General features: G+C 67.5%; 30 protein-coding genes and 1 tRNA gene. 15 read left to right on the top strand and 16 right to left on the bottom strand.

The genetic code is table 11. The annotated features are described in order from the left end of the window. Positions 1-17 precede the first annotated feature (17 nt). Entirely contained in the window at positions 18-707 is a 690-nt protein-coding gene (locus ACLQ2R_RS36345) for a copper chaperone PCu(A)C (RefSeq protein WP_425965958.1), read from the bottom strand. Positions 708-968: 261 nt separating this feature from the next. Between ACLQ2R_RS36345 and ACLQ2R_RS36340 the strand changes: the two genes are divergently transcribed. The 4 genes from ACLQ2R_RS36340 (at position 969) to ACLQ2R_RS36325 (ending at position 2,735) form a co-directional block, all read left to right on the top strand. After that, positions 969-1,451, top strand: coding sequence for a CarD family transcriptional regulator (locus ACLQ2R_RS36340; RefSeq protein WP_030924410.1), 483 nt, complete (start codon positions 969-971; stop codon positions 1,449-1,451). Between the two features lie 17 nt (positions 1,452-1,468). Beyond that, positions 1,469-1,927 carry a 2-C-methyl-D-erythritol 2,4-cyclodiphosphate synthase gene (gene ispF / locus ACLQ2R_RS36335; RefSeq protein WP_425965957.1) on the top strand — a complete coding sequence of 153 codons (459 nt, stop codon included), beginning with the start codon at positions 1,469-1,471 and terminating at the stop codon, positions 1,925-1,927. A gap of 183 nt (positions 1,928-2,110) precedes the next feature. Then, positions 2,111-2,377 (top strand): GlsB/YeaQ/YmgE family stress response membrane protein, encoded by a 267-nt coding sequence (locus ACLQ2R_RS36330; protein WP_344890255.1) that lies wholly within the window; start codon positions 2,111-2,113, stop codon positions 2,375-2,377. Positions 2,378-2,468: 91 nt separating this feature from the next. Continuing rightward, positions 2,469-2,735, top strand: a complete 267-nt coding sequence (locus ACLQ2R_RS36325; protein WP_425965956.1) for a GlsB/YeaQ/YmgE family stress response membrane protein — start codon at positions 2,469-2,471, stop codon at positions 2,733-2,735. Between the two features lie 796 nt (positions 2,736-3,531). Here the strand turns inward: ACLQ2R_RS36325 and ACLQ2R_RS36320 are convergent. Further along, on the bottom strand, positions 3,532-5,148 hold the full coding sequence (locus tag ACLQ2R_RS36320; protein ID WP_425965955.1) for a hypothetical protein: 1,617 nt from the start codon (positions 5,146-5,148) through the stop codon (positions 3,532-3,534). An 86-nt stretch (positions 5,149-5,234) separates the two neighbouring features. Here ACLQ2R_RS36320 and ACLQ2R_RS36315 point away from each other — a divergent pair, with 86 nt between their 5' ends. The 4 genes from ACLQ2R_RS36315 to ACLQ2R_RS36300 all read left to right on the top strand — a co-directional run bounded on the left by ACLQ2R_RS36315 (position 5,235) and on the right by ACLQ2R_RS36300 (position 8,280). Beyond that, positions 5,235-5,624 (top strand): PPOX class F420-dependent oxidoreductase, encoded by a 390-nt coding sequence (locus ACLQ2R_RS36315; RefSeq protein WP_386247130.1) that lies wholly within the window; start codon positions 5,235-5,237, stop codon positions 5,622-5,624. A 116-nt stretch (positions 5,625-5,740) separates the two neighbouring features. Next, positions 5,741-7,138, top strand: a complete 1,398-nt coding sequence (gene cysS / locus ACLQ2R_RS36310) for a cysteine--tRNA ligase (protein ID WP_425965954.1) — start codon at positions 5,741-5,743, stop codon at positions 7,136-7,138. 23 nt (positions 7,139-7,161) lie between these two features. Then, positions 7,162-8,136 carry a 23S rRNA (guanosine(2251)-2'-O)-methyltransferase RlmB gene (rlmB, locus tag ACLQ2R_RS36305; protein WP_425965953.1) on the top strand — a complete coding sequence of 325 codons (975 nt, stop codon included), beginning with the start codon at positions 7,162-7,164 and terminating at the stop codon, positions 8,134-8,136. 71 nt (positions 8,137-8,207) lie between these two features. Beyond that, positions 8,208-8,280 (top strand) — tRNA-Thr (locus tag ACLQ2R_RS36300). A gap of 51 nt (positions 8,281-8,331) precedes the next feature. Here the strand turns inward: ACLQ2R_RS36300 and ACLQ2R_RS36295 are convergent. From ACLQ2R_RS36295 to ACLQ2R_RS36250, 10 genes are all read right to left on the bottom strand, one after another. Beyond that, a complete protein-coding gene (locus ACLQ2R_RS36295) occupies positions 8,332-9,486 on the bottom strand; it encodes a tyrosine-type recombinase/integrase (protein WP_425965952.1) in 1,155 nt (384 codons plus the stop codon). Further along, positions 9,486-9,728 carry an excisionase family DNA-binding protein gene (locus ACLQ2R_RS36290; RefSeq protein ID WP_425965951.1) on the bottom strand — a complete coding sequence of 81 codons (243 nt, stop codon included), beginning with the start codon at positions 9,726-9,728 and terminating at the stop codon, positions 9,486-9,488. Before ACLQ2R_RS36290 ends, ACLQ2R_RS36295 begins: the two co-directional genes overlap by 1 nt. Next, positions 9,725-11,476: a replication initiator gene (locus ACLQ2R_RS36285; protein ID WP_425965950.1), complete on the bottom strand. Its 1,752-nt coding sequence runs from the start codon at positions 11,474-11,476 to the stop codon at positions 9,725-9,727. The genes ACLQ2R_RS36290 and ACLQ2R_RS36285 overlap by 4 nt, the downstream gene beginning before the upstream one ends. Next, on the bottom strand, positions 11,473-11,667 hold the full coding sequence (locus tag ACLQ2R_RS36280) for a hypothetical protein (RefSeq protein WP_425965949.1): 195 nt from the start codon (positions 11,665-11,667) through the stop codon (positions 11,473-11,475). The genes ACLQ2R_RS36285 and ACLQ2R_RS36280 overlap by 4 nt, the downstream gene beginning before the upstream one ends. Beyond that, entirely contained in the window at positions 11,667-13,112 is a 1,446-nt protein-coding gene (locus ACLQ2R_RS36275) for an FtsK/SpoIIIE domain-containing protein (protein WP_425965948.1), read from the bottom strand. Before ACLQ2R_RS36275 ends, ACLQ2R_RS36280 begins: the two co-directional genes overlap by 1 nt. An 83-nt stretch (positions 13,113-13,195) precedes the next feature. Further along, positions 13,196-13,516 (bottom strand): hypothetical protein, encoded by a 321-nt coding sequence (locus ACLQ2R_RS36270; RefSeq protein WP_425965947.1) that lies wholly within the window; start codon positions 13,514-13,516, stop codon positions 13,196-13,198. After that, positions 13,513-13,935 (bottom strand): plasmid replication, integration and excision activator, encoded by a 423-nt coding sequence (locus tag ACLQ2R_RS36265; protein WP_425965946.1) that lies wholly within the window; start codon positions 13,933-13,935, stop codon positions 13,513-13,515. Before ACLQ2R_RS36265 ends, ACLQ2R_RS36270 begins: the two co-directional genes overlap by 4 nt. Before the next feature lie 117 nt (positions 13,936-14,052). Then, complete coding sequence (locus ACLQ2R_RS36260; protein ID WP_425965945.1) at positions 14,053-14,859, bottom strand: GntR family transcriptional regulator; 807 nt, start codon at positions 14,857-14,859, stop codon at positions 14,053-14,055. A gap of 352 nt (positions 14,860-15,211) precedes the next feature. Continuing rightward, positions 15,212-15,553, bottom strand: a complete 342-nt coding sequence (locus ACLQ2R_RS36255) for a hypothetical protein (protein ID WP_425965944.1) — start codon at positions 15,551-15,553, stop codon at positions 15,212-15,214. A gap of 313 nt (positions 15,554-15,866) precedes the next feature. After that, on the bottom strand, positions 15,867-16,652 hold the full coding sequence (locus ACLQ2R_RS36250) for a GntR family transcriptional regulator (protein ID WP_425965943.1): 786 nt from the start codon (positions 16,650-16,652) through the stop codon (positions 15,867-15,869). A gap of 76 nt (positions 16,653-16,728) precedes the next feature. Between ACLQ2R_RS36250 and ACLQ2R_RS36245 the strand changes: the two genes are divergently transcribed. The 5 genes from ACLQ2R_RS36245 (at position 16,729) to ACLQ2R_RS36225 (ending at position 22,303) form a co-directional block, all read left to right on the top strand. Further along, the gene (locus tag ACLQ2R_RS36245; RefSeq protein WP_425965942.1) at positions 16,729-17,181 is read left to right on the top strand and encodes an NUDIX hydrolase; all 453 of its coding nucleotides are present in this window, start codon (positions 16,729-16,731) and stop codon (positions 17,179-17,181) included. Positions 17,182-17,461: 280 nt separating this feature from the next. Beyond that, positions 17,462-18,520 (top strand): ParA family protein, encoded by a 1,059-nt coding sequence (locus ACLQ2R_RS36240; protein ID WP_425965941.1) that lies wholly within the window; start codon positions 17,462-17,464, stop codon positions 18,518-18,520. Between the two features lie 1,035 nt (positions 18,521-19,555). Further along, entirely contained in the window at positions 19,556-20,533 is a 978-nt protein-coding gene (dprA, locus tag ACLQ2R_RS36235; RefSeq protein ID WP_425965940.1) for a DNA-processing protein DprA, read from the top strand. 311 nt (positions 20,534-20,844) lie between these two features. Then, positions 20,845-21,291 (top strand): ComF family protein, encoded by a 447-nt coding sequence (locus ACLQ2R_RS36230; protein ID WP_425965939.1) that lies wholly within the window; start codon positions 20,845-20,847, stop codon positions 21,289-21,291. A 196-nt stretch (positions 21,292-21,487) separates the two neighbouring features. Further along, positions 21,488-22,303 carry an inositol monophosphatase family protein gene (locus ACLQ2R_RS36225; RefSeq protein WP_425965938.1) on the top strand — a complete coding sequence of 272 codons (816 nt, stop codon included), beginning with the start codon at positions 21,488-21,490 and terminating at the stop codon, positions 22,301-22,303. A 186-nt stretch (positions 22,304-22,489) separates the two neighbouring features. Here ACLQ2R_RS36225 and ACLQ2R_RS36220 read toward each other — a convergent pair whose 3' ends face one another. Both ACLQ2R_RS36220 and ACLQ2R_RS36215 read right to left on the bottom strand, forming a co-directional pair. Further along, positions 22,490-23,092: a DUF6461 domain-containing protein gene (locus ACLQ2R_RS36220; RefSeq protein ID WP_425965937.1), complete on the bottom strand. Its 603-nt coding sequence runs from the start codon at positions 23,090-23,092 to the stop codon at positions 22,490-22,492. Positions 23,093-23,312: 220 nt separating this feature from the next. Then, positions 23,313-23,801, bottom strand: a complete 489-nt coding sequence (locus ACLQ2R_RS36215) for a DUF5946 family protein (protein WP_425965936.1) — start codon at positions 23,799-23,801, stop codon at positions 23,313-23,315. Positions 23,802-24,247: 446 nt separating this feature from the next. Here ACLQ2R_RS36215 and ACLQ2R_RS36210 point away from each other — a divergent pair, with 446 nt between their 5' ends. Next, a complete protein-coding gene (locus tag ACLQ2R_RS36210) occupies positions 24,248-24,538 on the top strand; it encodes a DUF4287 domain-containing protein (RefSeq protein WP_425965935.1) in 291 nt (96 codons plus the stop codon). Positions 24,539-24,668: 130 nt separating this feature from the next. Here ACLQ2R_RS36210 and ACLQ2R_RS36205 read toward each other — a convergent pair whose 3' ends face one another. Continuing rightward, positions 24,669-25,166, bottom strand: a complete 498-nt coding sequence (locus ACLQ2R_RS36205) for a hypothetical protein (RefSeq protein ID WP_425965934.1) — start codon at positions 25,164-25,166, stop codon at positions 24,669-24,671. 210 nt (positions 25,167-25,376) lie between these two features. Here ACLQ2R_RS36205 and ACLQ2R_RS36200 point away from each other — a divergent pair, with 210 nt between their 5' ends. Further along, positions 25,377-25,706, top strand: coding sequence for a DJ-1/PfpI family protein (locus ACLQ2R_RS36200; RefSeq protein WP_425965933.1), 330 nt, complete (start codon positions 25,377-25,379; stop codon positions 25,704-25,706). Between the two features lie 130 nt (positions 25,707-25,836). On the opposite strand, the gene ACLQ2R_RS36195 is transcribed toward ACLQ2R_RS36200, so the two are convergent. Continuing rightward, positions 25,837-26,370, bottom strand: coding sequence for a GNAT family N-acetyltransferase (locus tag ACLQ2R_RS36195; RefSeq protein ID WP_425965932.1), 534 nt, complete (start codon positions 26,368-26,370; stop codon positions 25,837-25,839). Between the last annotated feature and the right edge of the window lie 15 nt (positions 26,371-26,385).

Genomic DNA, 26,385 nt, shown 5'->3' with positions numbered 1-26,385 from the left:
GCGGGAGCGGGAGAGGGTCAGTGGGCGCCGGTCTCCGTCCCGTCGCCCTCCGCGCCACTGGTCGTGGTGCCGGGCGCCGGGGTGCCCGAGGTCGTGGCGTCCGGTGCCGTGGCGTCCGGCGCCGGAGTGCCCTCGGCCGTGGCGCCCGGCGTCGGCGTGCCCGAGGTCGTGGACGGAGTGGGCACCGGGGCGCTGGGAGCCGCCGGGTAGGCGGTGTACTCGCGGCTGCGCGTGATCACCGGGACCATGACCTGCACGATCCCGGCGTTGGCGAACTGCAGCTGGACCGGGATGCTCTCGCCGCCTCGCAGCGGCTTCTTCAGCCCCTCGATCAGGATCGTCGGCGTGGGCCTGCCGACGGAGACCCGCTTGTTCTGCGGGAGCTCGACCGGCGCGTTGACCTTCGCCGTGCCCAGCGCCGGGTCGACGCCCAGGCCGACGAGCTGGTCGGTGCCCGCCTGGGTGTTGACGACCGACAGGTAGAGCGGCACCGACCCGCCCTCGGCGAGCGTCGCGCCGGAGTCGGGCCCCAGGAAGAACCCCTGGGAGATGTCGATGCCCTGTGGCGTCTTGGTCGTCAGGGCCTCGGTCGGCGCGTAGGGCTTGTTGGTGATCGCGTCGGATCCGGCGCCGCAACCGGCCAGAGCCGGGGCGGCTGCGAGGAACGCGGCGGCGACGATCGCCCGGTGACGGCTGTTGCGGGTCACGGTGCGAGTTCTCCTTGTCACGCATGAGATAGGGCAAGGGCCACCCTATCGGCGATGATTGCCGGGTTTCGCGGCGCCCCGCCCGCCGATCCGGAGTCGTGGAACGCAGGTCATAAGTGCTTTTCGCCCCCTTGATTCATACAGTTTGGCACTTGTCAAGTCATAAGATGCGGCTTTGACCTGCAGTTATGGTGATTTCACTGTTCCGGGAGGCTGCGGATACGTGGTACTCTTGAGTACAGCGGAAGGGGTACTTGTCACATGACTTTCCAGGTCGGCGACACTGTCGTCTACCCCCACCATGGGGCTGCTCGGATCGAGGCGATCACGACCCGAACCATCAAAGGTGAGGAAAGGACCTACCTGGTTCTCAAGGTCGACAAGGGCGACCTTACCGTCCAGGTGCCGGCTGACAACGCTGAACTCGTGGGTGTTCGCGACGTCGTCGGGCAAGAAGGTCTTGAGCGCGTTTTCGACGTGCTTCGAATGCCTCACACCGAAGAGCCCACCAACTGGTCCCGCCGCTACAAGGCGAACCTTGAGAAGCTGGCGTCCGGCGACGTCAACAAGGTTGCCGAGGTCGTACGTGACCTGTGGCGACGCGACAGGGAGCGCGGGCTCTCTGCCGGAGAGAAGCGAATGCTGGCCAAGGCCAGGCAGATCCTCGTCAGCGAGCTGGCGCTCGCGGAGAAGACCAACGAGGACAAGGCCGAGGCCCTGCTGGACGAGGTTCTCAACTCCTGAACACGATATTTCCACGGGTGGGCGTCGGTGTCGACGTCCACCCGTTCGCTTCCGGCCGCGAGCTTCACCTCGCCGGCCTGCACTGGCCGGGCGAGACCGGCCTGGCCGGGCACTCCGACGGTGACGCCGCGGCCCACGCCGCCTGCGACGCCCTGCTGTCCGCGGCCGGCCTCGGTGACATCGGCGGCCTGTTCGGCACCTCCGACCCCCGCTGGGCGGGTGCCTCGGGCGCCGTCCTGCTGGAGGAGACCGCCCGCAGGGTGCGCGCCGCGGGCTTCGAGATCGGCAACGTCGCCGTCCAGGTGATCGGCAACCGCCCCAAGCTCGCCCCCCGCCGCCTGGAGGCCGAGAAGGCGCTTGGCGCCGCCGTGGGGGCCCCGGTGAGCCTCAGCGCCACCACGACCGACGGGCTGGGCCTGACCGGCCGAGGCGAGGGAATAGCGGCCGTGGCGACCGCGATCGTGGTGAACCTATAGCGCATCTCGCGCGTCTTCTCATGCGAACGTGAAAACGTTCCGGCGAGCGGCGCGGAACGCTCGTCGATTCCCATCAGGTGGTGGCCCGTTTCCTGGCGCGGTACGGGCCACCCCTTTTGGGTGATCATGAGCACGCTGGGTAACCCCTTGGTGACCATGTCTCGTAATCGGGGGGAGCCGGACATGATCGGATCGATCGTCGCCGCTGTCATCATCGGCGCCATCATCGGAGCGCTGGCCCGTCTCATCATTCCCGGGCGCCAGAACATCAGCATCGGGCTGACGCTCATCGTGGGAATCGTCGCCGCGCTCATCGGCACGCTCATCGCCGCGGCACTCGGGCTCACCAACACGCGCGGGATCAACTGGCTGGAACACCTCATCCAGCTCGTGCTCGCCATCGGCGGTGTCCTGCTCGTCGTCCAGATGCAGGCGAGAAAGACGCACTGAAGGAATTTTGCCGTCTATAGGAATAACCGTGACGTGGGGGGTAGCCACCTCTTCGTGAGAGTGAAGGTCTCACTCTCGCTGGGAGGTCGAAATGACTATCGCGTCTATTCTCGGGGCAATCGTCATCGGTGCGATCGTTGGCGCTGTCGGCCGTCTGCTGCTTCCCGGCAGGCAGCCGATCGGGTGGATCCTGACCGTCGTCGTCGGTATCGTCGCCGCTCTCATAGGTACCGCCCTCGCCCAGGTTCTGGGCGTCGCGACCACGAACGGCATCGACTGGATCGAGCTCGTCATGCAGTTCGCCCTGGCCGCCGTGGGCGTCGGCCTGGTCGCCGGCCTCAAGCGTTCGAGGGTCTGACGAAGACCGACATGCCCCACCTCCGGCGCAGGACGGGACACACCGTCCCGACGACCTCGCCGGAGACCACCGGACACCCCTCCGGCCCGAGGTGCCGCGGTGACGTCCTCCGACGTCACCGCAGCCAGGAAGGACCCGCTCGGCTCCATCTCTGGTGCTCCGAGCGGGTCTCGGCCGTTCCAGGCCGGTTCGAGCGATGTGCCGAACCGGCTCGGGACCGATCCTGGAACGGGTCCGGAAGCGGGTACATCGCCGGTCCGCAGCGGGGCGCCGCTCACACGTGTGTGAGCGAATAGCTGCGGGCCGGTCCACCCATCGGGTGACCGGCGGCGGCTCCGTGAAGGGGCCGCCGCCGGTCTTCCGACACGCGAGATCTACGTGGCCCCCCGGACGCCCGGCATCCCGGGACGGGGAAGGCAGGCGCACGGACGCCGGTCACGTGGCCGATCCCGGCGGAGCGATCCTGCCGGGCGCGCGGCCCCCAGACCGAGCCGGCTCCTCCCAGGCCCCGGAGCCGGCTCGATGGTCCGCCCGTACGCGGACACGGGCACGTGTGGACACATATGGACGTACACGGGCGTGGCCCGGCCCTTTCCTCCCGAGGACGTTCTCCCGGTCGGGCCGGAAGCGCACACGCGCGGACACGGTCGCGGACGTGTGCGGGCGTGGCCCGGCCCTGACCCTTCAGGCGGTCCGACGGCCCGGCCGGACACGGACGAGTTGTCCGGTCCCGGCCCTCGTCGTTCACCCGCCCGGCGGGCTGTGTGGGTTCACCCACCCGGCGGGCTGTGTGGGTTCACTCGCCCGGCGGCACCGGCGTGCTGCGCATCCTCCCCGAGGGCGGGGCCGCGGTGCCGTCGTAGGCCCGGGCCTCCGCCTCCTCGCCGCTGTCGGCCGCCTCGGCGCCGTGCGCGGGATCGGGTGACCCGTCACCCTTCCTGCCACGAGCACCCGCCTCACCGGCCACCGTGGAGCCCGGTTTCGCGGAGTCTGCGGAGTCCGTGGGGCCGGCGGGGGGCGTGGGGTCGTCCGCGACGGATCTCCTCGCGGAGGGGCCGCCTCCCGTCCTGTCCGGGACGGTACGGATCGGCTGGGTGTCGGCGTCGCGCTCGCCCACCTCCGGCACGTCGCGCCGGCCCGTCCCGCGCCCGCCCGTCTCCGGCACGTCACGCCTGTCCCTGTCGGGCGTCTCGTGCCCGTCCGTCCCCGGCACGCCGCGCTCGCCCGTCTCGGGTGCTTCGCGCTCGTCCGTCCCCGCTGCGTCGTGGTCCGCCGCACGAGGGGTGCCCGGCGCGTCGCCCTCTCGGTTTCCGGACCCGGCGGCCGGGACCGTTCCTCGCGCGGACGGGCCGGTGCCCGTCTCCCAGGTCTCCACGCGCTCCCCGACCCTGCCCGCGGGCTCGGTCTCCCGCGGTGTCCCACCGGCGGGGCGGGGCGGGTGGACGAGCAGGTCCCCCTCCCGGGGGCGGACCAGGTCGCCCCAGCGCATCGGCTTGGCCGGCGGCGGCGGGGGCAGGGGCAGGGGGTCTCGCGGGATGTCGGTGACCTCGGGGGTCTCCGGCGCCGCGGTGGGACCGATCACCGGCTCCGCCGGCGGCAGGTCGTGGTGGGGGACGCTTTCCAGCGGGGGAGCGGCGTGCGGGTCGAGCATGATCTCGGCCGCGGGATGGTGTACCAGCTGGCCGGGATGGCCCGCATGATCACTGTGGCCTTCACGGGTCTGCTGCTCGGCGCGGGCGGGCCCGGCCACCGGGACGTGCCCGTGCCGCCCTTCGCCGGCGTCGGGCGCGGCCGGGCGTCCGGCGGCCGGAGCGGTGCGGGGGTTCTCGCCACTCCCGCCCTCCCCGGGGAAGGGCACGATGTCGCGTACCGGTGAGGAACGGGCGGCGAGGGCGGCGTCGGTGGCGGCCCTGCGGGCGGCGGCGTGCTTGATCAGCAGGAGCCAGAGCCACAGGGCCAGGACCAGGATCACCCACGGGGCGAGGGCGACCACGACGGCGGCCCACCGCTCGTCCACCGCCATCCGCACGGCGGTGGCCACCTCGGCGGCGGCCGCGCCGGCGAACAGCAGCGTCAGGATCACGCCCGCCTGCAGCCGTACCGGCCACCACCCGCCTCTCAGCAGGAGCACGGCGATCATGGCGATCACGAGCAGCGCGTCGAAGGCGGCGGGATAGAGGTAGGCGAGACCGGCGGGGGCCCGGCCGGCCACGGCGAGCACGCGCAGGTCCTCGAAGGAGAGCACGCAGGCCGCGGCGGTGAGGGCGGCCACGCCGACTCCGGCGACGGCGATCCCGGTACGGCGCAGGGCGACGGCCACCCGGCTCGGCTCGGCGGAGGCGGTCGGGGGCGGAAGCGGGGGCGAGGATGGACGGGAGACCTGGTCTGCCGCCGCGAGGGGTTTGACGTCCATGGCCCTTCGAGCCTACAGAATCGGCACCTGACATGATCGGTGGAGCCGACTCCGGCCGGGAAGTCGGCGCGGACGAAGGAGAGACGATGGCGATTCTGCCCGACGGCGCGCGCGACCTGTTCGACGCGGTGAACTTCGCCACCGTGACGAGCCTCAACGCCGACGGCGGCCCGCACGCGAGCGTCGTCTGGGCCAGGACCGACGGCGACGACATCCTCTTCTCCACGCTCAGGGGGCGTCGCAAGGACGTCAACTTCCGGCGCGACCCGCGTACGGCCATCGTGGCGTTCGACCACGCCGACCCGTACCGCTACGCCGAGGTGCGGGGGAGGGTCGTCCTGGCCGACGATCCGGAGGGGGCGCTCATCGAGGAGATGTCGCGCAAGTACACCGGCAAGGCGTGGGTCGAGGCGCATCCCGGGGCGCGGAGGGTGATCGTCCGAATCGTTCCCGAGCACGTGTTCTATCGCGGTTGATCCACCGGGAAGGCCAAGCGACATTTGCCGCTAAGGGCCATAAAACCCTTCGGTGGACACCTTCAAGGTCTCACAACCTGGTTTGTGAGGGGAGGTAAGGCATTAGCCTTGCCTCCGTGAGCCTGCACCTATACGACACCAGCGTACGTACGGTCCGCGAATTCGTCCCGGTCGAACCCGGCCGGGCCTCGATCTACCTGTGTGGTGCCACCGTGCAGGCTCCCCCGCACATCGGGCACATCCGCTCGGGCGTCAACTTCGACGTGCTCCGGCGCTGGATGGTCCGGTCGGGATACGAGGTGACCTTCTGCCGGAACGTCACCGACATCGACGACAAGATCATTCGAGTCGCCGCCGCCGAGAACGTGCCCTGGTTCGCCGTCGCCGAGCGCAACCAGCGCGCCTTCACCTGGGCCTACGACGTATTGGGCTGCCTGCCCCCCACGGTCGAGCCCCGGGCGACCGGTCACGTGCCCGAGATGATCGAGCTGATGGAGCGGCTGATCGCCGCCGGCCACGCCTACGCCGAGGGCGGGGACGTCTACTTCGACGTCGTGTCCTACGCGGACCGCTACGGCTCGCTGTCCAACCAGAAGCTGCAGAACATGCGGGCGGCCGGTGACACCGACACCGACTCGTGCAAGCGCGACCCCCGCGACTTCGCGCTCTGGAAGGGCGAGAAGCCCGGCGAGCCGACCTGGCCGACCCCGTGGGGACGTGGCCGCCCCGGCTGGCACCTGGAGTGCTCGGCCATGGCGACGAAGTACCTCGGGGCGACCTTCGACATCCACGGCGGCGGCGTCGACCTGATCTTCCCGCACCACGAGAACGAGCTGACCCAGTCGCAGGCCGCGGGCGACGGCTTCGCGCGCTACTGGATGCACAACGGCATGCTCAAGATCGGCGCGGAGAAGATGAGCAAGTCGCTCGGCAACTCCCTGCTGGTCCCGGAGATCATCAAGAAGGTCCGCCCGGTCGAGCTCCGCTACTACCTGGCGGCCCCGCACTACCGCTCCTCGATCACCTATTCCGAGGAGGCGCTGCTGGAGGCCGCCGCGGCCTACCAGCGCATCGAGGGCTTCGTCACCCGGGCCGCCGAGGTCATCCACGACGTCGACGCGCACGCGCCGCTGCCCCAGGCGTTCTCCGACGCCCTCGACGACGACCTGGCCACCTCCCAGGCGCTCGCCGTGGTGCACGAGGTGGTCCGCGAGGGCAACGTCGCGCTGGCCCAGGGCAACAAGGAGCAGGTCGCCAGGCTGCTGGCCGAGACGCAGAACATGCTCGACGTCCTCGGCCTCGACCCGCGCTCGGAGCAGTGGCGCTCCTCCGGCGGGGAGACCGGCATGCGGGCGACCGTCGACGCCCTGGTCGCGGTGGCGCTGGAGCAGAGGCAGGCGGCACGGGTCCGCAAGGACTTCACGGCGGCCGACGGCATCCGCGATCGGCTCGCCGAGGCCGGGATCCACGTCGAGGACACCCCCCAGGGACCCCGCTGGGAACTCTCGCGGTGAAACCAGGCCGTACGCTATAGACCATGGCTGGTGGGGGTAAAGGGTCCGGGCGACCCGCGAAGAAGAAGAGTCCGACCAAGGGCACGGGCGGCAACGTCCGCCGCGGTCTGGAGGGCAGGGGGGCCACCCCGCCGGCGCACTTGAGGCACTGGCACAAGGACAAGGCGCGTACCGAGCGGATCGACCGCGAGGAGAAGGGCGGCGGCGGCAGGTCCGCCTCCTCCCGGACCCCGGTGCGCACCAGGCGCAGCGAGGACGCCCCCGAGCACATCGGCGGGCGGAACTCCGTGGTCGAGGCCCTGAGGGCCGGGGTGCCGGCCAGCACGCTGTACGTGGCCCTGCGCATCGACAACGACGACCGCGTCAAGGAGTCCGTCCGCATGGCCGCCGACCGCGGCATCGCGATGCTGGAGGTCGGCAGGGAGAAGCTCGACCGCCTCACCGAGGGCGCCGTCCACCAGGGCATCGCCCTGCAGGTCCCGGCGTACGACTACGCCCACCCCGACGACCTGGTCCGCATCGCCCAGGACGCCGCCGAGGTCCCGCTGATCGTCGCGCTCGACAGCGTCACCGATCCGCGCAACCTCGGCGCCATCGCCCGCTCGGCCACCGCCTTCGGCGCCCACGGCCTGCTCATCCCGTCCCGCCGCTCGGCCGGCGTCACGGGCGGGGCCTGGAAGACCTCGGCGGGCACGCTGGCCTCGCTGACCGTCGCCCGGGCCGCCAACCTGACCGCCACCCTGCGGGAGTACCGCGAGGCGGGCCTGTTCGTGGCCGGCCTGGACGGGGAGAGCAGCACCGACATCGGCGATGCCAACCTCCTGGACGGCCCGCTGGTCATCGTCGTGGGCTCCGAGGGCAAGGGCCTGTCCCGCCTGGTCCGCGAGTCGTGCGACCTGGTCGTCCGCATCCCGATGCACGCCGCGGCCGAGTCGCTGAACGCCGGTGTGGCCGCGGGCATCGCCCTGTACGAGGTGGCCCGCCACCGCCGCCCCTGACGGTTCCCGATCACCGGGCAAACCTCGGTGACGCGGAGGGGGCGAGCCGACTACACTCGTCAGGCGACCGTGCCGACGTAGCTCAATCGGCAGAGCAACAGTCTTGTAAACTGTAGGTCAGGGGTTCGATTCCCCTCGTCGGCTCGTGACAAAGGGCCAGGTCAACCGGCATACGGTGACCTGGCCCTTTGATCGTTAAGCGGACTTCTTGCCCTTCCGTGCCACCCGCGTGCCACTGGCCTTCTTCGTGGCCGTCTTGCGTGCCACCTGGAGTGCCTTGCCCAGAGCCTCCGCGATGGCCTTGTCACGGTCCTGACTGGCATGCTGGTAGATCAGCGCCGCCCGCGTGGAGGAGTGCCCCATCCGGGACATCAGCTCTTTGAGACTTGCCCCGCTGGAAGCGGCCAGGGTGTTGCCGACGTGGCGGAGATCATGGAAATGGAGATCGGGGAGCCCGGCAGCCGCACGGACCCTGTCCCACGTCCGGCGGAATCCCGAGTGCTTCAAAGGCCCGCCGTTGGGGCCGGTGAAGACGCGCCCGTTCTCCTCCGGCTCCGCGAACATCTCCAGGTGCACCCGCAGGTCCGGAATGATCTCCAGGGGAATGGACACCATCCGCCGACCGGCTCGCGACTTGGGCGTCTCGTCCAGCACCTTGCCACCGCCGATCTCGACCAGCGCGCCCGCGACCCGAAGCACTCCCTGATCGAGGTCAAGGTGTGTACGGCGGAGCCCGACCAGCTCACTCCACCGCAGGCTCGCGAAGGTGCCCAGCAGCACGAGCGCCCGGTAACGGTCGGGAACCGCCGTCACGATCTCCACGACCTTGATCAGCGGGATCATCTCCCGTTCCGGGGTGCTCGGCATCCCGGCGCCCTTGATCCGGCACGGATTACGGCGGATCAGCTCGTCTTCCACGGCCGTGCCCATGATCGACTTGAGGAGCTGGTAAGCCTTGGCCACGGTGGACTGCCCGACGACCCCAAGCCGTTCCTTGCGCCAGCGCCGGACGTCGGCCTCTTTGATGTCGGAGAGGTAGAAATTGCCGAAAGTCGGCGCGAGATGGTTCTTGAGCAGGCCCCGGTAGAGCACTTCCGTCCGGTGCTTGAGCACCCGATCATCTATCCACTCGGTGGCGAAAGTATCGAAGCGGATCTTTCCGACGTCGGGGGCGGTCCAGTCCTTCCGAAGGATCTCCGACTCCCTGAGAACGAGCCAGTTGTTCGCATCGGTCTTGTTGCCGAAGGTCTCAGGGGCGGTATAGAACACGCCGTCAGGCCCCTTGTAACGCGCCTGAAAGCGCCCAGAGGGAAGCTTGCGAATGTTGCCGAACTTCCGGCGTTCTCCCATCAGGCAGCTCTCCTGCGGCGTTTGGTGATTGGCTCGACCAGCCCGGCGGCGATGAACGCGTCAAGGGCTGCTTCGGGGATGCGGACGTTGCGTCCGACGTGGATGAAGGCGATCCGGCGTTCTTCGATCAGGCGCCGGGGGAAGCGGGTCGTGGTGTTGAGCCGTTCGGCGGCCTCTTCGACGGTGAGCAGCCGGCCCCGTGCGAGTTCCGGGAGGAGCGAGACGGGCTCTTGCCTGGTCATGCCGCCACCCCCAGGGCCGGAGTTGCCGAAAGATCTGGAACAGGGAGGCCGTCCGCTCTGGCCTGGAGTTCGGTCAGGCGTGCTTTGGTGCGGTGGCGATCGGCGACCCCACGCAGCAGTCGTTTGGCCAGCGGGGTGCGGTTGGGGTCCTTGGAGGAGACCGGCCGCCACACGTAGCGGTGAGAGTCGTTCATGGTGTCATCGGGAAGACCGAGCATGTCGAGGACCCAGGCCCGGCGGTCGGCCTTGTGTTCGCGCAGGGTTTTGTTGGACCACTTGCGCGAGACCAGGACGCGCCGTCCGGCGTAGCCGAGGTGTTCGGCCTTGTGTGCTTTGCCACGGCATCGGCCCGGCAGCATGCCGGCCTTGGCGCCCTTGGGCTGGATTCCGTAGCGCAGCCAGTTCGCGCAGGTGGGCGAGCAGGGTTCGTAGCGCAGTGCTTCGACCATGCGGGTGGCGTGGTCGCGGCGGGCGAGGTCGTGGGCGGTGGGGTCGTCGGGGTCGAGGGGGTCGCCGAGGCTCTTGGTCAGGTACTTGGTGAGGTAGCCGATGCGCTTGTGCGCGTCCGGCGATCCGGCGACGATGCCCTGAACATCGACCTGCGGGCCGAAGCGGACCACGTGCAGCGGTTCGGCCGCCTCGTCGGTGTCGAGCTGATCGAGTGCTTGATCCCAGGTAGGCAGAAGTTCCCCGGTAGCGGGGTCGAGGTAGTCGCCGCTCTGGCCGTCCGGGTAGACGGCGCCCTCGCCCAGGTCGGCCCGGGGCGCCCAGACCGGCAGGTGGTCGCCGTCGAAGCGGACTTCACTGACCGATGGCCACCACACCTGGTGGTAGGTCGCGGCGGCGATCGCCTTGATCTCCGCGCGAGGCAGGGTCCCGCGGATCGCCATGTGCAGGTGGGGAGCGAGCCGCTTTTGCGGTTCGACGGTGGCGAAGTACTGCACGTCGTAGCCCGCCACCCGGCGGAGGTTCTGCACGAAGCGGTCGACGAGCTTGGAGAAGTGCAGGGCGTCGCGGGCCGCGCGAGCGTAGTCGTAGGTGCTCGGATCGACAGGCACGCCCAGACCGGAACGGATCTTGCCGTAGGAGGGCAGGGTGAGCGTGACGAACAACGACGGCCGATACACCCTGCCATCGGGGGCGAGGAACGTCCGGCCGAGGGTGGTGTCCTGCTTGGCCCGCTTGGGCAGGTCTGGTGCATCCTGCCGCCGCCTGGTCGAGCGGGAGCGCTTGGGAGCTGTCCGCCCGCCCAGGACGTTGCCGCGCATTCCGGCGGCGTTGATCTCGGCGTCGATGCCCGCGATGGCCTCGTCCCAGTCGGTGACCTCTTCGCCGTTGCGTTCGGCCTCGTCGCGCTTGGCCTGTACGTCGGCCCGGAACTCAATCAACCACCGCTGGTCGTCGGTGGAGGGGTGGGGTTCGGCGACGGGTTCGTGGTCGAGGTGCCAGCCCTCCCGGCACTGTGCCCGGCGAAGTTGTTGATTGCGTTTGGCGCACGGTGGGCACTTGGCCTCTTGGGTGGTGCCGCAGGGGATGTCGAACGGTTCGCTCTGGCCGGTGTGGGTGTCGAGGCGTCGCATCTCGATGGGGCGGATGCACACGCCGTTGAGCTTGGCCACTTCGATGGCCACGTCCAGAGCGACGGGCAGGGTGTCGCGCACGAGGCGGGGAAGGGTGCGGTCAGCGCCGTTCGGCGGGGTGGCTGTCGAAGGAGCATCGGTCGAGGGGACGGGAAGGGTGTCGGTCACATGGCCCCCTTCAGGTCGACGAGGTCGGCGCAGATCCGGTAGGCGTCGAGGTAGGGGTGTTTGCGCAGCCGCGCGGAGTCGAGGTCGACGATCACCGTCACTTCGGCGAGGTCGCAGCCGTTGACGGTGTGCAGCCGCCGGAAGGGCAGACCCGCGATCTGGGCGGGGGTGGCGTGCAGGATGATGCGCATCAGGCCGCCCCCTCCATCTCGATCGGCAGCGTGTCGCCGGCCATCAGGGCCGCCATGTCTCTGATGTCGGCATCGGAGACGTAGGCCGCGCGCACCCGGATGGGATCGGGTGAGGTCTCCAGTCGCACGTAGGCGACGCCCGCGCCCTGCTCGGGGATCGGCGAGATGTGATCGGCCAGCGCTCCGCGATCCCGGGCACCGTCGCCGAGCACCATGTCCACCTGTTCGGACTCGTCCAGTCGGAGGGCGATCTTGTCGGGGAACAGGTTGCGGATGTTCATGACCTCTTTGCGCGGGTCCTGGAGAGCGGCCATCACGCCGAACCCGACCGCACGGCCTTGGGTGGTGAGCGTCGCCAGCGCAGCCGAGATGCGGAGCTTGAGGCCCTTGTCGGATTGGTAGGCGGTCAGGAACGCCACCTCGTCGACGAGCACCAGGACGAACGGGTCATCGAGGGTAGGGGTGTGGCTGCGCTGGAGCCCGGCGTAGCGGTCGGCTCTCTTCTGCATGATCTTCACGGCCGCTTCCAGGAGATCCGCGCAGGCGGCCGGATCGGCGGCATAGCGATGTCCGAAGATTTCGCGGCCGTAGGACAGCTCCATCCGCTTGGGGTCGAGCGCCCACACCTGCGCGATACCGGCCCGGACCGCCGGGAGGAGACCACGGATGGCCGACCACAGGAACGAGCCCTTACCCGCGCCCGTCGCGCCCGCGATCAACACGTGCGCGCCGTGGACCTTGAGCAGGTAGGGGCGGCCGTCCTCGCACGTGCCGATCTCGACCGGTCCCACCGAGGCGGTCGCCGGGAGGGGAACAGCCGGCAGAGGGACGGCGAGCGGGTCACGGCGAGGAAAGGTCAACTGAAGGCGACCGGCCCGTACGACGGCCACCCGGCAGGAGGAGGCGCCGAAGCCGTGCGCGAGGTGGTCGATGCGGTCGGACCAGTCCTTGACCGACTGCCCGCTGATCATCTTCACGGTGACCACATCAGCCCAGGAGGTACAGCGAAGGCCGACGAGGTGAGGTAGGTAGTCGCGGCCCTGGAGGTGACGGCCGAGTCCGGAGACGATCATCACCGGTTGCCAGTGACGGCGGTAGACCCACACCAGGCGCCAGAAGGCCAGCAGTCGCCAGCCGATCCAGCGGTTGAACGAGGCCCGGTCGAAGAACGGCCAGGGCGCCAGCAGCGACACGGCGGCGATGACGACGACCAGGGCGAGGCGCCAGCCGTACAGGAGGGTGAGCACGACCGGAACGGCGGCCAGGGCCAGGGCGATCGGGTGGCGCCAGATGAGCCGGACGATTCCGGTCAGCAGGCGCCACAGGAAGATGGTGATGGTGAGGATGGCCGGGGTGCGCACCACGGCCGGCCGGAAGACCACGGCGGTGTCGGGGGTCGTGGTGACGAGGGTGCGTGCTTCGTCACCGGGCAGTTTTTTGAACATTAGGCTTGGGTCCTCTCTTGATTCGCTGTCTGGGGAGATTGAGGGGCCGCCGGAATGCCAGTTCTGGCGGCCCCGCTTGCGTGTCAGGCCGCAACCTCGTCCAGGCCGGGCAGCATCGGAGTAGCCGCCTGGTCGGTGTAGAGCTGTTCGCAGTCGGCGAGGTAGCGCGCGGCGGCCTCGGCGATCTGCCGGGCGAGGTTCACGTCCTGTTCGGTGACCGGTCCGGCGCCGGTGGTGGAGACCGTCACGTGTGCCTCACGAGAGGACAGGGTCAGGAAGGGACGGTCGCGCCCACCTCCCAGCGCCATGATCGACACGTCCGGCGTGTAGAAGGAGACGTCGAGCCGGGTACCGTCCTCATCGACCGACACCGAGGCGCGGGTGTAAGGGATGTGCTCGCTCACGCCGCCATCTCCTTACCGGCCGACTTGACCGGAGCCGAGGCGGATCGGGGAGCGCGCATCGCGGTTGCGCGTAGGGACCAGGCCAGGCGGCCGGTCTTTTCGGCGACGTAGGCGGTGGCGGTCATGCCGTCGAACTCCACCGGGACGAACGGCAGGCCGGGCAGCGGGGGCGGGGGGACCGGCTGGACCGGGGAGAGGATCTTGACGGCCACGGTCTTCTGTCCGGCCTTGAGGGTGGGGTCGGCGTCCATGACGGCGACTTGCCAGACGAGTTCTCCGGTGGTCTTGTCCTTGGCGTAGACGGTGCGTCCGCCGGTGGAGGCGGTGAAGTCCTTGACCTGCTCGACCTCGCCGACCACGTAGCAGCCGTGCGGGAAGACCTGGTCGAAGCTGACGGGGATGGGGCCTTGGAGGGCCATGATGTTCTCCTGTTGTCTGATCGGTATGTCGCTAACTCGTACTGTCAAGTTGAAGCTAACGGATGAACGAATACTCGACAAGACGAGTTTCCGTTTTGGCTTGTGACCTAGGTCACATCAGAGGGAATAGGTGTCCTCCAGTTCGTGAAGCGTCCCAGGTAGGGCAACCTCAATGACCATGACCTGACGGTTCCCGGCGAAGACCCGCGCCGTCACCCCCAGCACCGCCGCAGTTTTGCCCAGCCCCAACAGCTTGATCTCGTCGGTCGTAGGGTGCCGGGCTGCCAAGCGCTCAGTGACGTGATCCAGCCGCAGCCCCTTGACCGCTTGAACGTGCTGGCGAATGCCCGCCGTCAACGGCAATGCCTTGCCCAGATCGGTCCCCTCGGCCAGCTCGATCGGACACCAGAAGGTCACCAGCTCGCACGGGTCATCTCCGTCGCTCAGCAGGACCCGGCGCATCATGACCGGCGCTCCGGTAGGCAGAGCCAATGTCGCCGCGATGTTCGCAGGAGCCGGGCGCGGTCCCGCCTCCAAGACCGCAGCGCCCTGGCCGGCCTCCGCGCGATCCAAGACGGCGCGGCCAGGCCGGGAGAAGTCCTCCTCAGCCAGCGGGGGCGCCGCCTTCACATACGAGCCCTTGCCGTGCTCCCGGTCGATGAAGCCTCGTAGCTGCAACACCTGAAGCGCTCGCACCACCGTGGGACGGCTGACCGCGAACTCCCGGATCAGTTGCGTCTCAGAGGGCAACACGGAACCGGGCGGATAGGTACCGTCCGCGATCTTGTGCCGGATCGCCGCAACGATCTGGGCGTACTTCGGAGGCGCGTACTCCTCGCCGGAAGCAGACATATCAACAACCCAACTACTCGACTTATCGTCAGCATAGATGTGGATCTTCGGATTGAAAAGTGGGTGCTCCATCGCAGATGAAGAGTGTGGTGGTGCGAGACCTCCGGTGCCCTCCGCAACCAGTCACCGCACCACCACACTCGTCTACCGAGCCCGTCCGGCCAGCAGCGCCGACCAGACGGCCCGAGCTTCAGTGATCCGCCAGGGGCGGGTCTCATGGATCTGGTGATCGCCATCGCATCGAAGAGTCCGCCTGATGAGCCCCTGCCCGGCACCGACGTGGAGTTCGTAGACGGTGGCCCGGCACCCGCATGTCCAGGACTCCGGTTGCGTCCGCCCCAAGGCCCCGTTCGGCGCCCGCCACTCCAGACGCAGGTGACCGCGTTGAGCCATGACCACATGCGGACTGATCCCCAGGCACTCATCAGACAGGATCGGCACGACGCACCCCCACCGGCTCAGCGGGCAACGGATGGTCCTTGCGGAGATCGGCGTAGCGGAAGGCGATCCGCCGCGCGGCCCGTTCGGGCTCCTGGGTTGTGTGCCGGGCATACAGCACTCGTCCGTGCTTGACGCCTCGTTGCCCTGTTCCCCACCAGAAGGTCAGGCCATCGGACCAGATGGTCAGTCCTCTCCAGACCGACACCACGGCCAACCCGTAGCCGCCGTTGACGTCGGCATCGATCCCGCAGCGCCCCAACGCCGCCTTCAACGCCTGCGCCGCCTTCACCGAGGGGCAGACCTCGTCGCGGACCACGTGCTTCATGGGCAAGAAGGTATTCATGTGCCGGCCCGCGTGATCGGAGCCGGAGTGATCCCCTGGCCTTGGCAGAGTGAGCAGTCGTCCCGTACACGGATGAAGGCCAAAGCCGCGCCGGGCAGGCCACCGATCATGCCGCGTCGCACGCTTACGTACTTCCAGCCTTTGCCGTCGCACGAAATACATGCCTGCCCGGTCATGACGATGCCCCTCAAGTCGATGCCTCGCGCTCGATCGACCTCCTCTAGTAGACGTCTGCTCGACTAGAGGAGTGAGCGCGTAAGACATTTATGACTCCTCTAGAGGAGTACGTCAAGTCCTACCGAGCAGGCAACTCGTACGAGAGCACATAGGCGTCGCTGGACATCACCGTGTCGCACACCTCCACCGCACGACCATCGGTGGCATAAGCCGTACGGACCAGGTGAAACACCGGAACACCCGGCGCCAGCTTGAGCGCCCGCACCTCATCACGCAGCGGCATCCGCGAACGGATCTCCTCCACGAAGTGATCCAGCCGAAACCCCAACTCCTCCAGCCGGGCATAGATCCCACCCGGACCACTGTCCGGCTGCGCGATCTGCGTACCCCGAGCGATCTCCGCCGGGATGTACGACACGGCCGTCTCCACCGGCTGACCGTTGATCAGATACCGGCGTGAGCGCCGGATCACGTGACCCTCCGAAGAGATCCCGAGCTTCTCGGCCACGTCCGCCGCCGCCCGCTCCTCGGTGATCTCGATCGAGTCGACGGACGGCGTGCCGCCGGCCCCTTCGGTCTCCGCGATGAACGCCGCCTTGCCCCGCTCCCGATGACGACGGGCGAAGCGGTCGGAGGCCAGCCGCCGCACCGGAGGATGCGAGCGGACGAAGACACCACGCCCATGCTCGGCCACGGTCAAGCCCTCGCTTTGGAGGACCTGGAGCGCGTTGCGGATGGTCATCCGCGCGACGCCGTAATGTTGCATCAGCTGAGTTTCCGAGGGCACCTTGTCACCTTCGGCGAGGACACCCTGCTCGATCGCATGCCTGATGTGATCGGCGATCTGCCGAAAGACGGCCCGATCGCTGGTCGGGTCCAGATCCGGCAACGGCAGCTCGGCCACGACCAACAACTCCTCAACTCGTACATACGTGTACCGCAGCTTGAGAATAGCGATCAGCAGCCCCGGAGGACATCCGATGGATCACCACCACACGCAGCACTCCGTCAGCGTGGCAGGCGTGATCATCGACGACCAAGGCCGCGCACTCCTCACCCAGCGCCGAGACAACGACCACTGGGAAGCACCCGGCGGAGTCCTGGAGCGCGACGAGGACATCACCACCGGCCTCCTCCGAGAGATCCACGAAGAGACCGGCCTGCACGTCGAGCCCATCACCCTGACCGGCGTCTACAAGAACATGACCCGCGGCATCGTCGCCCTCGTCTTCCGCTGCAAGGTCGTCAGCGGCCAACTCACTGAAACCGACGAAGCTCGCGCGTTCCGCTGGGTCACCGCGGACGAGGTCCAGGAACTCGCATGCGAGGCATTCGCCATCCGCGTCCTCGACGCCATGCACCAGCACCAGGCGCCGGCCATCCGTCACCACGACGGCACTCGTCTACTCGGATCTTCACAGCTTCACGAGTAACTGCCGAATTGTTCTTATGGGTTATCAAGGCGACGGCGCTCAGCGCCGCCGCACGGCCCGCCGCCCGCCCGCCGTCCGGGCGTGCGGCGTGGGCGCCGGTCCCGAACGGCGGCGGGACTCAGGGCCGCCCGCCGTACGGAGCGCCCGCCATACCAAGCCTCGCCCGCCGACCGGGGGCGCGCCATCGCAGAGACACAACACATGACACGTTCCCTTGCGGACCCCGATCCGTCCATTTTGGACGTTGGCAGGTCCTGGATGGACGTGCTATGGTCCATTCGTGCCCCATCGTGGGGCCGCCTTACTGGAGGGATTCCCTTTGACTACATATGCGTTCTGGAACAATAAGGGCGGCACGGGCAAGACTAGCCTCTGTTTCCAGTCGATCTGTTTCTATGCCAATGAGCATCCCGACAAGCGTGTGCTTGCGGTTGATGTATGTCCGCAGGCTAATCTTTCTGAGTTGTTCCTTGGAGGTCTTTCCAATAACGGTAGCGACAAGCTTCTTGCGCGACAGGGCGAGACGGTTCGTGCCACCATCGGCGGATACTTTCAGATGCGACTTCCGTCCCCGTACTCGCCTCCAGTCATTACGCCGCAAGACTTCATCACGCATCCGGCCCTTTATAATGCAGAAATCCCGGATAATGTAGATCTTATTTGCGGTGACCCTCTGCTTGAGTTGCAGTCAAACGCCATCTCTACACTTGCAAATAACCAGATTCCGGGAACCGATGTTTGGGTTGCTGTCATCGATTGGTTGCGCGATCTTCTTGACCGGCTTGAAGGCGATTATGACGCGATCTTCATCGACTGCAACCCAAGCTTCTCGATCTACACCCAGATCGCGCTCTCGGCTGTCGACCGGCTCGTTCTTCCGGTCATGGCCGATGACTCGTCGCGCCGTGCTATCCAGAACGCCTTCTCTCTCGTATATGGGCTGAAGTTGCCGTCGGACATTTACGCGACCTACGCTTTTGCGACCCGGCTTCGCGCCGCTGGGCGCAAGCTCCCGCAAGTACACCTTATTGCTAAGAATCGGATTACTCAGTACATGGGCTCCGCCTCTGCGTACGCCGCCGTGCTCCGTTCCATAGACGAAGATGTCAAGAAGCTCGCGATTAGTAACCCCGAGATCTTTACTTTCTCTGACGTGGCAAACGGTGTCGTTGACGTCCGCGACTTTCAGACCACGGGCGTTGTTGCTTTTTCTCATGGCTGCCCTTTGTATAGCCTTAAGTCTGGTAAGAGGAATGTTCTTGGCCACCGGGTGACTGTGCATGAGGATTACCGGCTGAACATGGTCGCGGCGATGGAAAAGCTGGCTTCCAAGCTGTAGTAGTGCAGCATGTGATCAACGAAAGATGCCTCCGGCGGGGGCGCTCGGCTCCGGGATGATCGACGTTGCATCACGAAGGCCGTAGGTGGTTGAGGTGGAAGCCGGATCTTCCCGTCTGCCACGTCCCAGGCAAGCCCAACATCTCGACTCCTCCGGATCAAGGCCGTCTGTGACCGTTGGCATCCCATGACCGAGGAACGTCTACCGGCTGACGTACACGCGAAGACGGCCTTGATCCTCCGTCCCCGAGCTGTTGCCCCTCCGGGGTGGGACGAGGCAGACGGGAAGATCCGGCGGGCGGGGTGTGTGCGTCCGCACGGGGTTCTCAGGCCGTGCCATTCGCGTGCCAGTAAGGCCGGGGAACGAGGGGGAATCACGGGGACTCACGGACAGGGGGAGACCGCCTCCGACCAGCGCCGCAGCAGCTCAGAGGGTCGCGTACCGAGATCTTGTAAACTGTAGGTCAGGGGTTCGATTCCCCTCGTCGGCTCGTGAGAAAGGGCCAGGTCAACCGGTTTCCGGTTGACCTGGCCCTTTGATCGTTGAGCGGGATCGTCGCTCTTTGTCGTCGCGCTCAAGAACCTCGGGGAGCGTGCTTTCCCGGCCACCCGGCACCGCATGATCTACGTAGCGTGCGAGGTGGTCACCGGGACGGCGTACGTCGTGTACCCAAAGAGGTGGACGCTGTCGCCCGGTGGCGACCGGGCTGAGGGTGCCGTTCACGTCACCTGAGCCCGTACAGGAGCACCTCGACACCATCTTGAGGTATTCCGGGGCGTGGTCGTACATCGGTGATGCGCGTCATGCCGAGACGCCGAAGGCGCCATTCATATACTCAGCGTACGCATCAAGTATCTGTGCGCTACATCGCATCGGAGTGGCGAACGAATGCCGTTCATGGCTCACGACCATGCCGACCGCTGATGCGGTTCGTGGAGCATCTGGCAACACCTGACAATAGGGACATACCTTCGGGCGACATAAGGCACTGAAGTAACATGGGACACGCATTCGAACATTAGTTTGGAGAGTAGGATGCGGATCACCGGAGAGCAGGCACGGCTGCTCGCGATATGCATGGTCAAGGGCGTCAGCTGGTACCTCATCGCGCGCGAGGCTCAGCGTCCGAACGGCCTGGCGCGCCTATGGTCGGGCGACATCATCGAGTCCTCCCCCGAGGCGACCGAAGCCAGAGCTCTCATCAACGACAACGCCCAGGAACTCGATGGCCACGTCGAGTCCGCCGTCAAGCAGGCCGAGCTCGCGGCCCGGGGTGGGGCTCGACTCGTCACCGTCCTGGACAAGGAGTACCCCGCCACCCTCCGGTTGATCTTCAACCTTCCGCCGTTCCTGTTCGTCCGGGGTGAGCTGCGTGACGCGGACCTGCGCAGCGTGGCCGTCGTCGGCACCCGCCAGGCGAGCGAGGACGGGCTGCGCCGGGCACGCCGGATGTCGGGCCTGCTCACCGAACGTCAGGTCACCGTCGTGTCCGGCCTTGCCCGAGGCATCGACACCGCGGCGCACACCGCGGCGCTCGATACCGGCGGCAGGACGATCGCGGTCGTGGGGACAGGCATCCTGCGCTGCTATCCGGCCGAGAACCGCGCTCTGGCCGACCGGATCGCCGAGAACGGGGCCCTGGTCTCCCAGTTCTGGCCGGAGGCCAACGGCGCGACCTACACCTTCCCTCGCCGCAACGTCACCATGTCCGGCATCGCGCAGGGCACTGTGGTCATCGAAGCCGCGAGCACGTCCGGGGCGAAGATGCAGGCGCGCCTGGCGCTGGAACACGGCAAGAGGGTGTTCCTGCTCCGTAGCCTCACCGAGGCTCAACCGTGGGCGCGGGAGTACGTCAAGACGCGCGGGGCGCTCACGGTGGAAGACGTGGACGATGTCGTGAAAAGCCTGTCCAGCCCGGACCGGATCCAAGCGGTCAACGCGTCCCGCGCTCAGCTGACCCTCGACTTCGAGGACTTGAAACTGGAGGAGCCGTCCCCCGAGGCGCTGTGGTGACCAGACCAGGACGGCCGGCTTACGGCGACGGGCCACCACCCACTGGTTTCGGCAGGTGCGGTAAATGCCCCTACCTGCAGACGGGGCACGTCCGCATCTGCCACGAGTGCGCGTCGGAAAGCCTCCGGCCGCCGGACGAACCCAACTGCCCGGTCTGCCAGCAGACGCTACGAGACGGTGAAGTCACCTGCTCGAACAAGCTCTGCAGCGACCCGCAGCGTGCTTTCGAGTGGACGGCCGTCGTCGGGGTCAAGGCCGGCACTCTGGAGCGGGGGGTCATTCGGCTCAAGGGTGGAGCACACGGGTGGGGGATGATCTTTGCGCGGATCGTCTTGGGTCACCTCTACACCAGACCGGAGCTCGTCGACAGGGTGGACGCCATCATCCCGATGCCCGCCTACCTGGAGCCGCATCAGGAACGCAAAGTCAATGATCACACCGGGTACGTCATCGAACGGGCGGTCGTCGAGGACGATGAGGGTCTTCCGTTCGTGTTGGACCCGCCGCTCATCGAGAAAACGCGAGCCACTCCCCGAATGCGGGACACGAGCTCCCTCATGGAGCGACAGTTGGCGGCGAACGAGCTGTACGCCGCGCTGCACGTGCCGGAGCCGGCTCGGGTACGAGGTCGGCGCATCATGGTCTACGACGACGTCTTCACCGCCGGCAGCAGCCTCAACGCGGTGGCCATGCGGCTCAGGGCGAGCGGCGCGGCCAAGGTGTACGGACTCACCCTGGCGCGTGCCCAGTGGCGATGAACGGTGAAGGGGCCGCGAGGAGAGCGGCATCGAGCCGGACGCATCGGAAGGACTGCGAGGGGAGGGCCAGTTCTTCGCCGAACGCTCGTGGAGTCGACTCGCCTACCATCGTGATCAACGACAACATGGCCGTCGATGGGCTGTTCCCCGTCTTCGACCAGGTGTTCACCTCGATGTGGGAGCGGAGCAGCCCCGTATGACCGTCGATGCCCACGCGCTCCTGCCGGTCGCCGAGCAGGCCGTCACCATCGCCGCCGAGATCGTGAAGAGCCGCCTCCCCGGAGCCATCACCGCCAAGGGTGACCGTGACATGGCCACCGAGGTGGACTACGCCGTAGAGCACGCGGTCCGTGACTTCCTGAGCCGCGAGACGCCCGAGATCGGGTTCGTCGGTGAAGAGGAAGGAGCCGCGACCGTTGCCGAAAGTGGTCTCAAGTGGGTCCTCGACCCGGTCGACGGAACCGTCAACTTCCTGCACGGCCTCCCGCTGTGCGGTGTCTCCCTCGGCCTGGTCGACAAGGACATGCCGACCCTCGGGGTGATCGACCTGCCGTTCCTCGCCTCCCGCTACAGCGCGGCCGAGGGCAACGGGGCGAAGGCCAACGGCCAAGCGATTCATACCGGCGAAACCGGCGACCTCCATGCCGCGGTGGTCGCCATGGGCGACTATGCCGTAGGCGATGACGCGAAAACGAAGAACCGGCTGCGCCTGGCGCTCACCCGCGAACTCGTCGCCCGCGTGCAACGCATCCGGATGTTCGGAGCGGCCTCGATCGATCTGGCCTGGGTGGCGGAAGGCAAGGTCGACGCTCTCGTCATGCTCAGCAACAAACCATGGGACACCGCCGCAGGAGTGCTCATCGCCCGCGAAGCCGGCGCCACCGTTGTCGATCTGGACGGCAGCCCGCACACCATGAACTCCACAGCCACCATCGCGGCGAGCCCCAAAATCCTCGCCGACCTCATCGAGCTCATCGCCGAGGCACGCAAGAACGCCGAGCGTAACGAGTAGCTTGCCGAATTGTTCTTACGGGTTATCGAGCGGCGGCGCGCCGCCGTACCCGGCCCTCTGCCGCCCGCCGGCCGGGCGTGCGGCGTGGGCGCCGGTCCCGGCCGGCGGCGACCCGGGCCGTAGCCGTACTGCGCACTCGCCGTACCCAGCCAACGCGCCGACCGCCGGCACGCCGCCGCCTGAGCCCTAAACCGGTGAACGGACGACACCGCCCAGTAATGGCCCGTGCAGGACCTCTGGAGTCAGGACAACGCGAGTCAGCCGTACTGCAAGTAGCAAGGCCTTGCCCACTGCTGGATGATCGGCGTTCTCGTCTTTGTCCTCGCCTCCGGCCGTGCGTGCGGGACCGAGGCCCGCGGCTCTCATGGCGTCCACAAGACGATCAGGGTCGCTCCCGTAGCGCCATGCGGGAATCGTGGGGTTGAAAGAGGTCACTGTCTCCCCGTCGCGGGCGTACACGAAGTTGTCGGTCGCGTGGTCGTGACGCAGGACCGATACAACCTCTGTCGCGGTCGACAGGGCCCGTACGGCATCGCGTTCTGTCGCCTGCCATCCGCCTCTCTCGATGAGCACGGTCCAGCCGCCCAGCCTCCCGGCTAAAACCGTGTCGGGGAACAACCCTTCATCATCCAGTTCTTCGTACGTGAGCGGCCGAATGCTCCCCTCCGTGGCGCCCACGCGTCGAAGCGCCTCGGCCTCGTCGAGCCCCCACACGAAGGTCAGGCACCACACGTCGCCCAACTCATAGTCTTCGGCCAGCCAAGCGACGTCGGCGTATGTGATCTCCATCCGTACCACTCCCAGCCGTCTTCCTCAGGTACGTCGCCAAAGTAACGATCACTTCCGACATTCGTGCGCCCCTGATCTACCGCTCTCAAACACCACGTGCCTCCGGCGGGGGCGCTCAGGCTCCAGGATGATCGGTGTTCCAAAGCTGAGGTTCGTAGGCGGGAGCGGACTGAGACGCTTTGTGTTTTCTGGGGCTGGCGGTCGCAGCCGAGGTCGAGGATCAGGTCTGGAGGGATCTCCAGGACTCCACAGTCGCTTCGGCGATGGACTGGATGCGGCGCCCGTACGCCAGATGACCGTCGGACACGAAGCTGCCGTCACTGAACGGCAACTCGCAGAACGTGGCGCGGAAGTGCCCGGGAGGTCCGCCCGGCGGGAGCGGCGCGTACGCCGCGAACGGCCTCATGTCGTAGCCCGACCGTGCCCCGTGCTTGTTCCGTGCCACCTGATGAGCCGCCACGCGAAGCAGTGCGTCAAGGCCCTTGTCCACGTAGAGCTGCAACTGGCGGAACTGACCGTCGAGGTACCTCTCATGAGCTGTGGAAGGATGCTGCAGGAAATAGGCGCAGACCACAGGCGCGTGCCACCTGTACATCTGAGGATCGGCCTGCTCTTCAGCCAGGATTCCGTGGTAGTAGTCTGCGCACACGCCCAGCGGACCGGCAATCGCACCGCAGTCACACCGGTCCATGCGGGGACCGTCCGTCATGGCCTGCACGATAGGGGGCCGGCAACAGCCTTGTCGACGGCATTTCAGCGCTACCTCGCTGACATCGGTGGAAGAGTGCTCTGTCGCAGACCCTCGTCGTCCGTTCGGCGGCGGTTCGCTCATCGATGTTCGTGCGCGGGAAGAACAGGCTGCCCGTGTCCGAGAAACCTTCGCCACCTGGTCGGGCCCTGCTCGACGATGCTTTCGTTTCCCCCTGCACCCGCCGTCCGATCGGCCAGGGCAGCCGGAACCTGTTCAAGAACCGCGGAGGTCTGATCAGCCGGACGTCCTTCACGCCTCCGGCGCCGCAGTGGGCTTCTCGCTGAGCGTGCTCGTACCGACGTGACCATCCCGGCCAGGAGGCTCGATGTGACAGGGAATGCGCTCCGAACGACGTTGTCGCAGTTCGAAGGGTTTGAATGGGGTGGTGTCGAGGTCGGCCCGGCTTGTTCGACGCGTCGGTGAGGCCGGGCGAGACCGACGAGCACGAGAGCCTGACCAGCGCCGACAGAATGGAACCGAAGAACATGACCACACCGCCCAAGGGCAATCCCGCCAGCTACTTCCCCTCGATCGAGACCAAGTACGGTCGCCCCGTCCAGGACTGGATCGACCTCATCAATGCCTCACCACTGACCAAGCACATGGAACTCGTCGGCTGGCTCAAGACCGAACACGGTCTGGGCCACGGTCACGCCAACGCGCTGGTCGCCCACACCCTGGCCGGCAGGAAGTAGCCCGGACGAGCCCCGTTCCGTGAACCCCGGCGCCTGTTTCCCACGAGACGGGGATGAGGGGTGAGGAACGAATCCTGGCTCAGCGGGAAGCGAGGTGGATGACCGCTTCTGCGCCGGGTCCCCGGTCCCGTCATCCGGCCGGCTCGACGGTGACCGGCATCCCCCTCATGGCCTCCAGCACCGTGCGCCCGTCCAGGGGGCGGCTGAGCCGTACGGTCGCCTGCCTGAGGTGTCCCTCCGAGGTGCACGCCCGTACCCGCCAGTGTGGGTGCTCCTCTATCACGATCAGGACCGCGTGCTCGGACTCGACGGCTCGCGCCGTGTAGTCCGAGCCGCAGGGACCGGTGGCCCTCCCCCCGATGAACTCGGCGGTGAGCGTCCCTCCGTCTCGAAGGACGGTGACCTTCTCCACGGAGGGAGCGCCGAGGACAGGGGCGAACCCGTCCCGCCGAGCAGGTGTCGGAGTGGCACGGGCACCGTCTCTCGCGAAGGCCTGCTCGTAGCGCTCAAGAGCCTGCCGTACCTGCCCGTCGAGCCGCCGGTCGTCCCCGGTCGCGATCCGCCACAGCGCCACCAGGCCCAACGCTGTGGCGGAGGCGACGAGGACGGTCAGGCGTCTGCGCGTCATGCTCGAGGAACGTCGGCCGGGAGGCTCTGGTTCATATGCGGGCCGGACCGTGCGCATGTATCCCGCCGACGTCTGGAAGGCGATTTCGATGGGCTCGCGTCATATCCTGGTGGCCTTTCACCGAAACTCGGCAGGTCGGTCGGGGAGTCGCCGTGCGTATCGTCATACCGCTGTTCGACCGGTTCACCCTCTTGACGCGATCGGTCCGTAGTGTGTACGGGGTCGTTGCTGCTGGGAGCCCCCGGGTTGCTGACAGGACTCTCGGCGACGACCCATTGGGGGGCGGTCGATGTACTGGAGTCGTTCGGGGCCGCCTACACGGCCGAGCGGGTGGTGTTCCAGGGAAAGATCGTGACCGCTGCCGGAGTTTCCTCCGGCATCGACATGGCGCTCGCGCTGGCGGCACGGATCACCGACCGGACCACCGCCGAGGCGATCCAGCTTGCGATCGAGTACGACCCGCAACCGCCGTTCGACGCAGGGTCCCCCGCGAAGGCGTCGCAGAGCGTCAAGGACCTTCTCGCCCGAGGGATCCGCTGACGCCACCAGCCTTTGGGTGATCTCGGGAGCACGGTGCGTTCGCAGCGCAGCGCCGCCCGCCCGGGTCGCGGCACGAAGGGGCCGATCACCTCGCGAGGCCGAAGGTGTCGGCGGTCTGGGACCTCGGTTCTCAGCTCCGGCCGGGCGAGTCGGCGTCGAACGGGCCGACGCCGCGGGAATCGTGCCCCGCTGTGGTCGCGTTCGTCGACGAAGGCAGCCGGTAGTGGACCTCTTCCACCGGTGGCAGGGGAGCCGCGTGGTGCTGGACGCGACCGGACAGGACAAAACCGAAACGCTCATAAAAGCGCCGGGCCTGGGCATTGCCGCTCGCGGACCACAAGCCGATCTCCTCGTGGCCGTCGGCACGGAGCCGCTCCACCGCGGCCGTCATGAGCGCGTGGCCCAGACCGCTCGCCTGCGCCTCGGGCAGGACGTAGACGGCGAAGATCTCGCCGCCGCCGATCCGCTCGTCGCGGCAACGACCGAAGTCGACGAACCCGACGACCCTGCCGCCGATCTCACCCACCAGAAGTGGCGTACGCCCCTCGGCCAGGGCGTTCGCGAGCCTTGTCTCCTTGCCCGCCACCGCGTCCGGTTCGACCTTGAGCGCGTCGAGATACTCGTCGGGCATGATCCCGCGATAGGCGGTCTTCCACGTGGTCACCCGCACGTACTCCTG

The sequence above is a fragment of the Streptosporangium sp. DT93 genome (genome assembly GCF_049844535.1).
Taxonomy (GTDB): domain Bacteria; phylum Actinomycetota; class Actinomycetes; order Streptosporangiales; family Streptosporangiaceae; genus Streptosporangium.
Note: the sequence above shows the minus strand (reverse complement) of the source record. Positions and strands in the feature narration are given on the sequence as shown.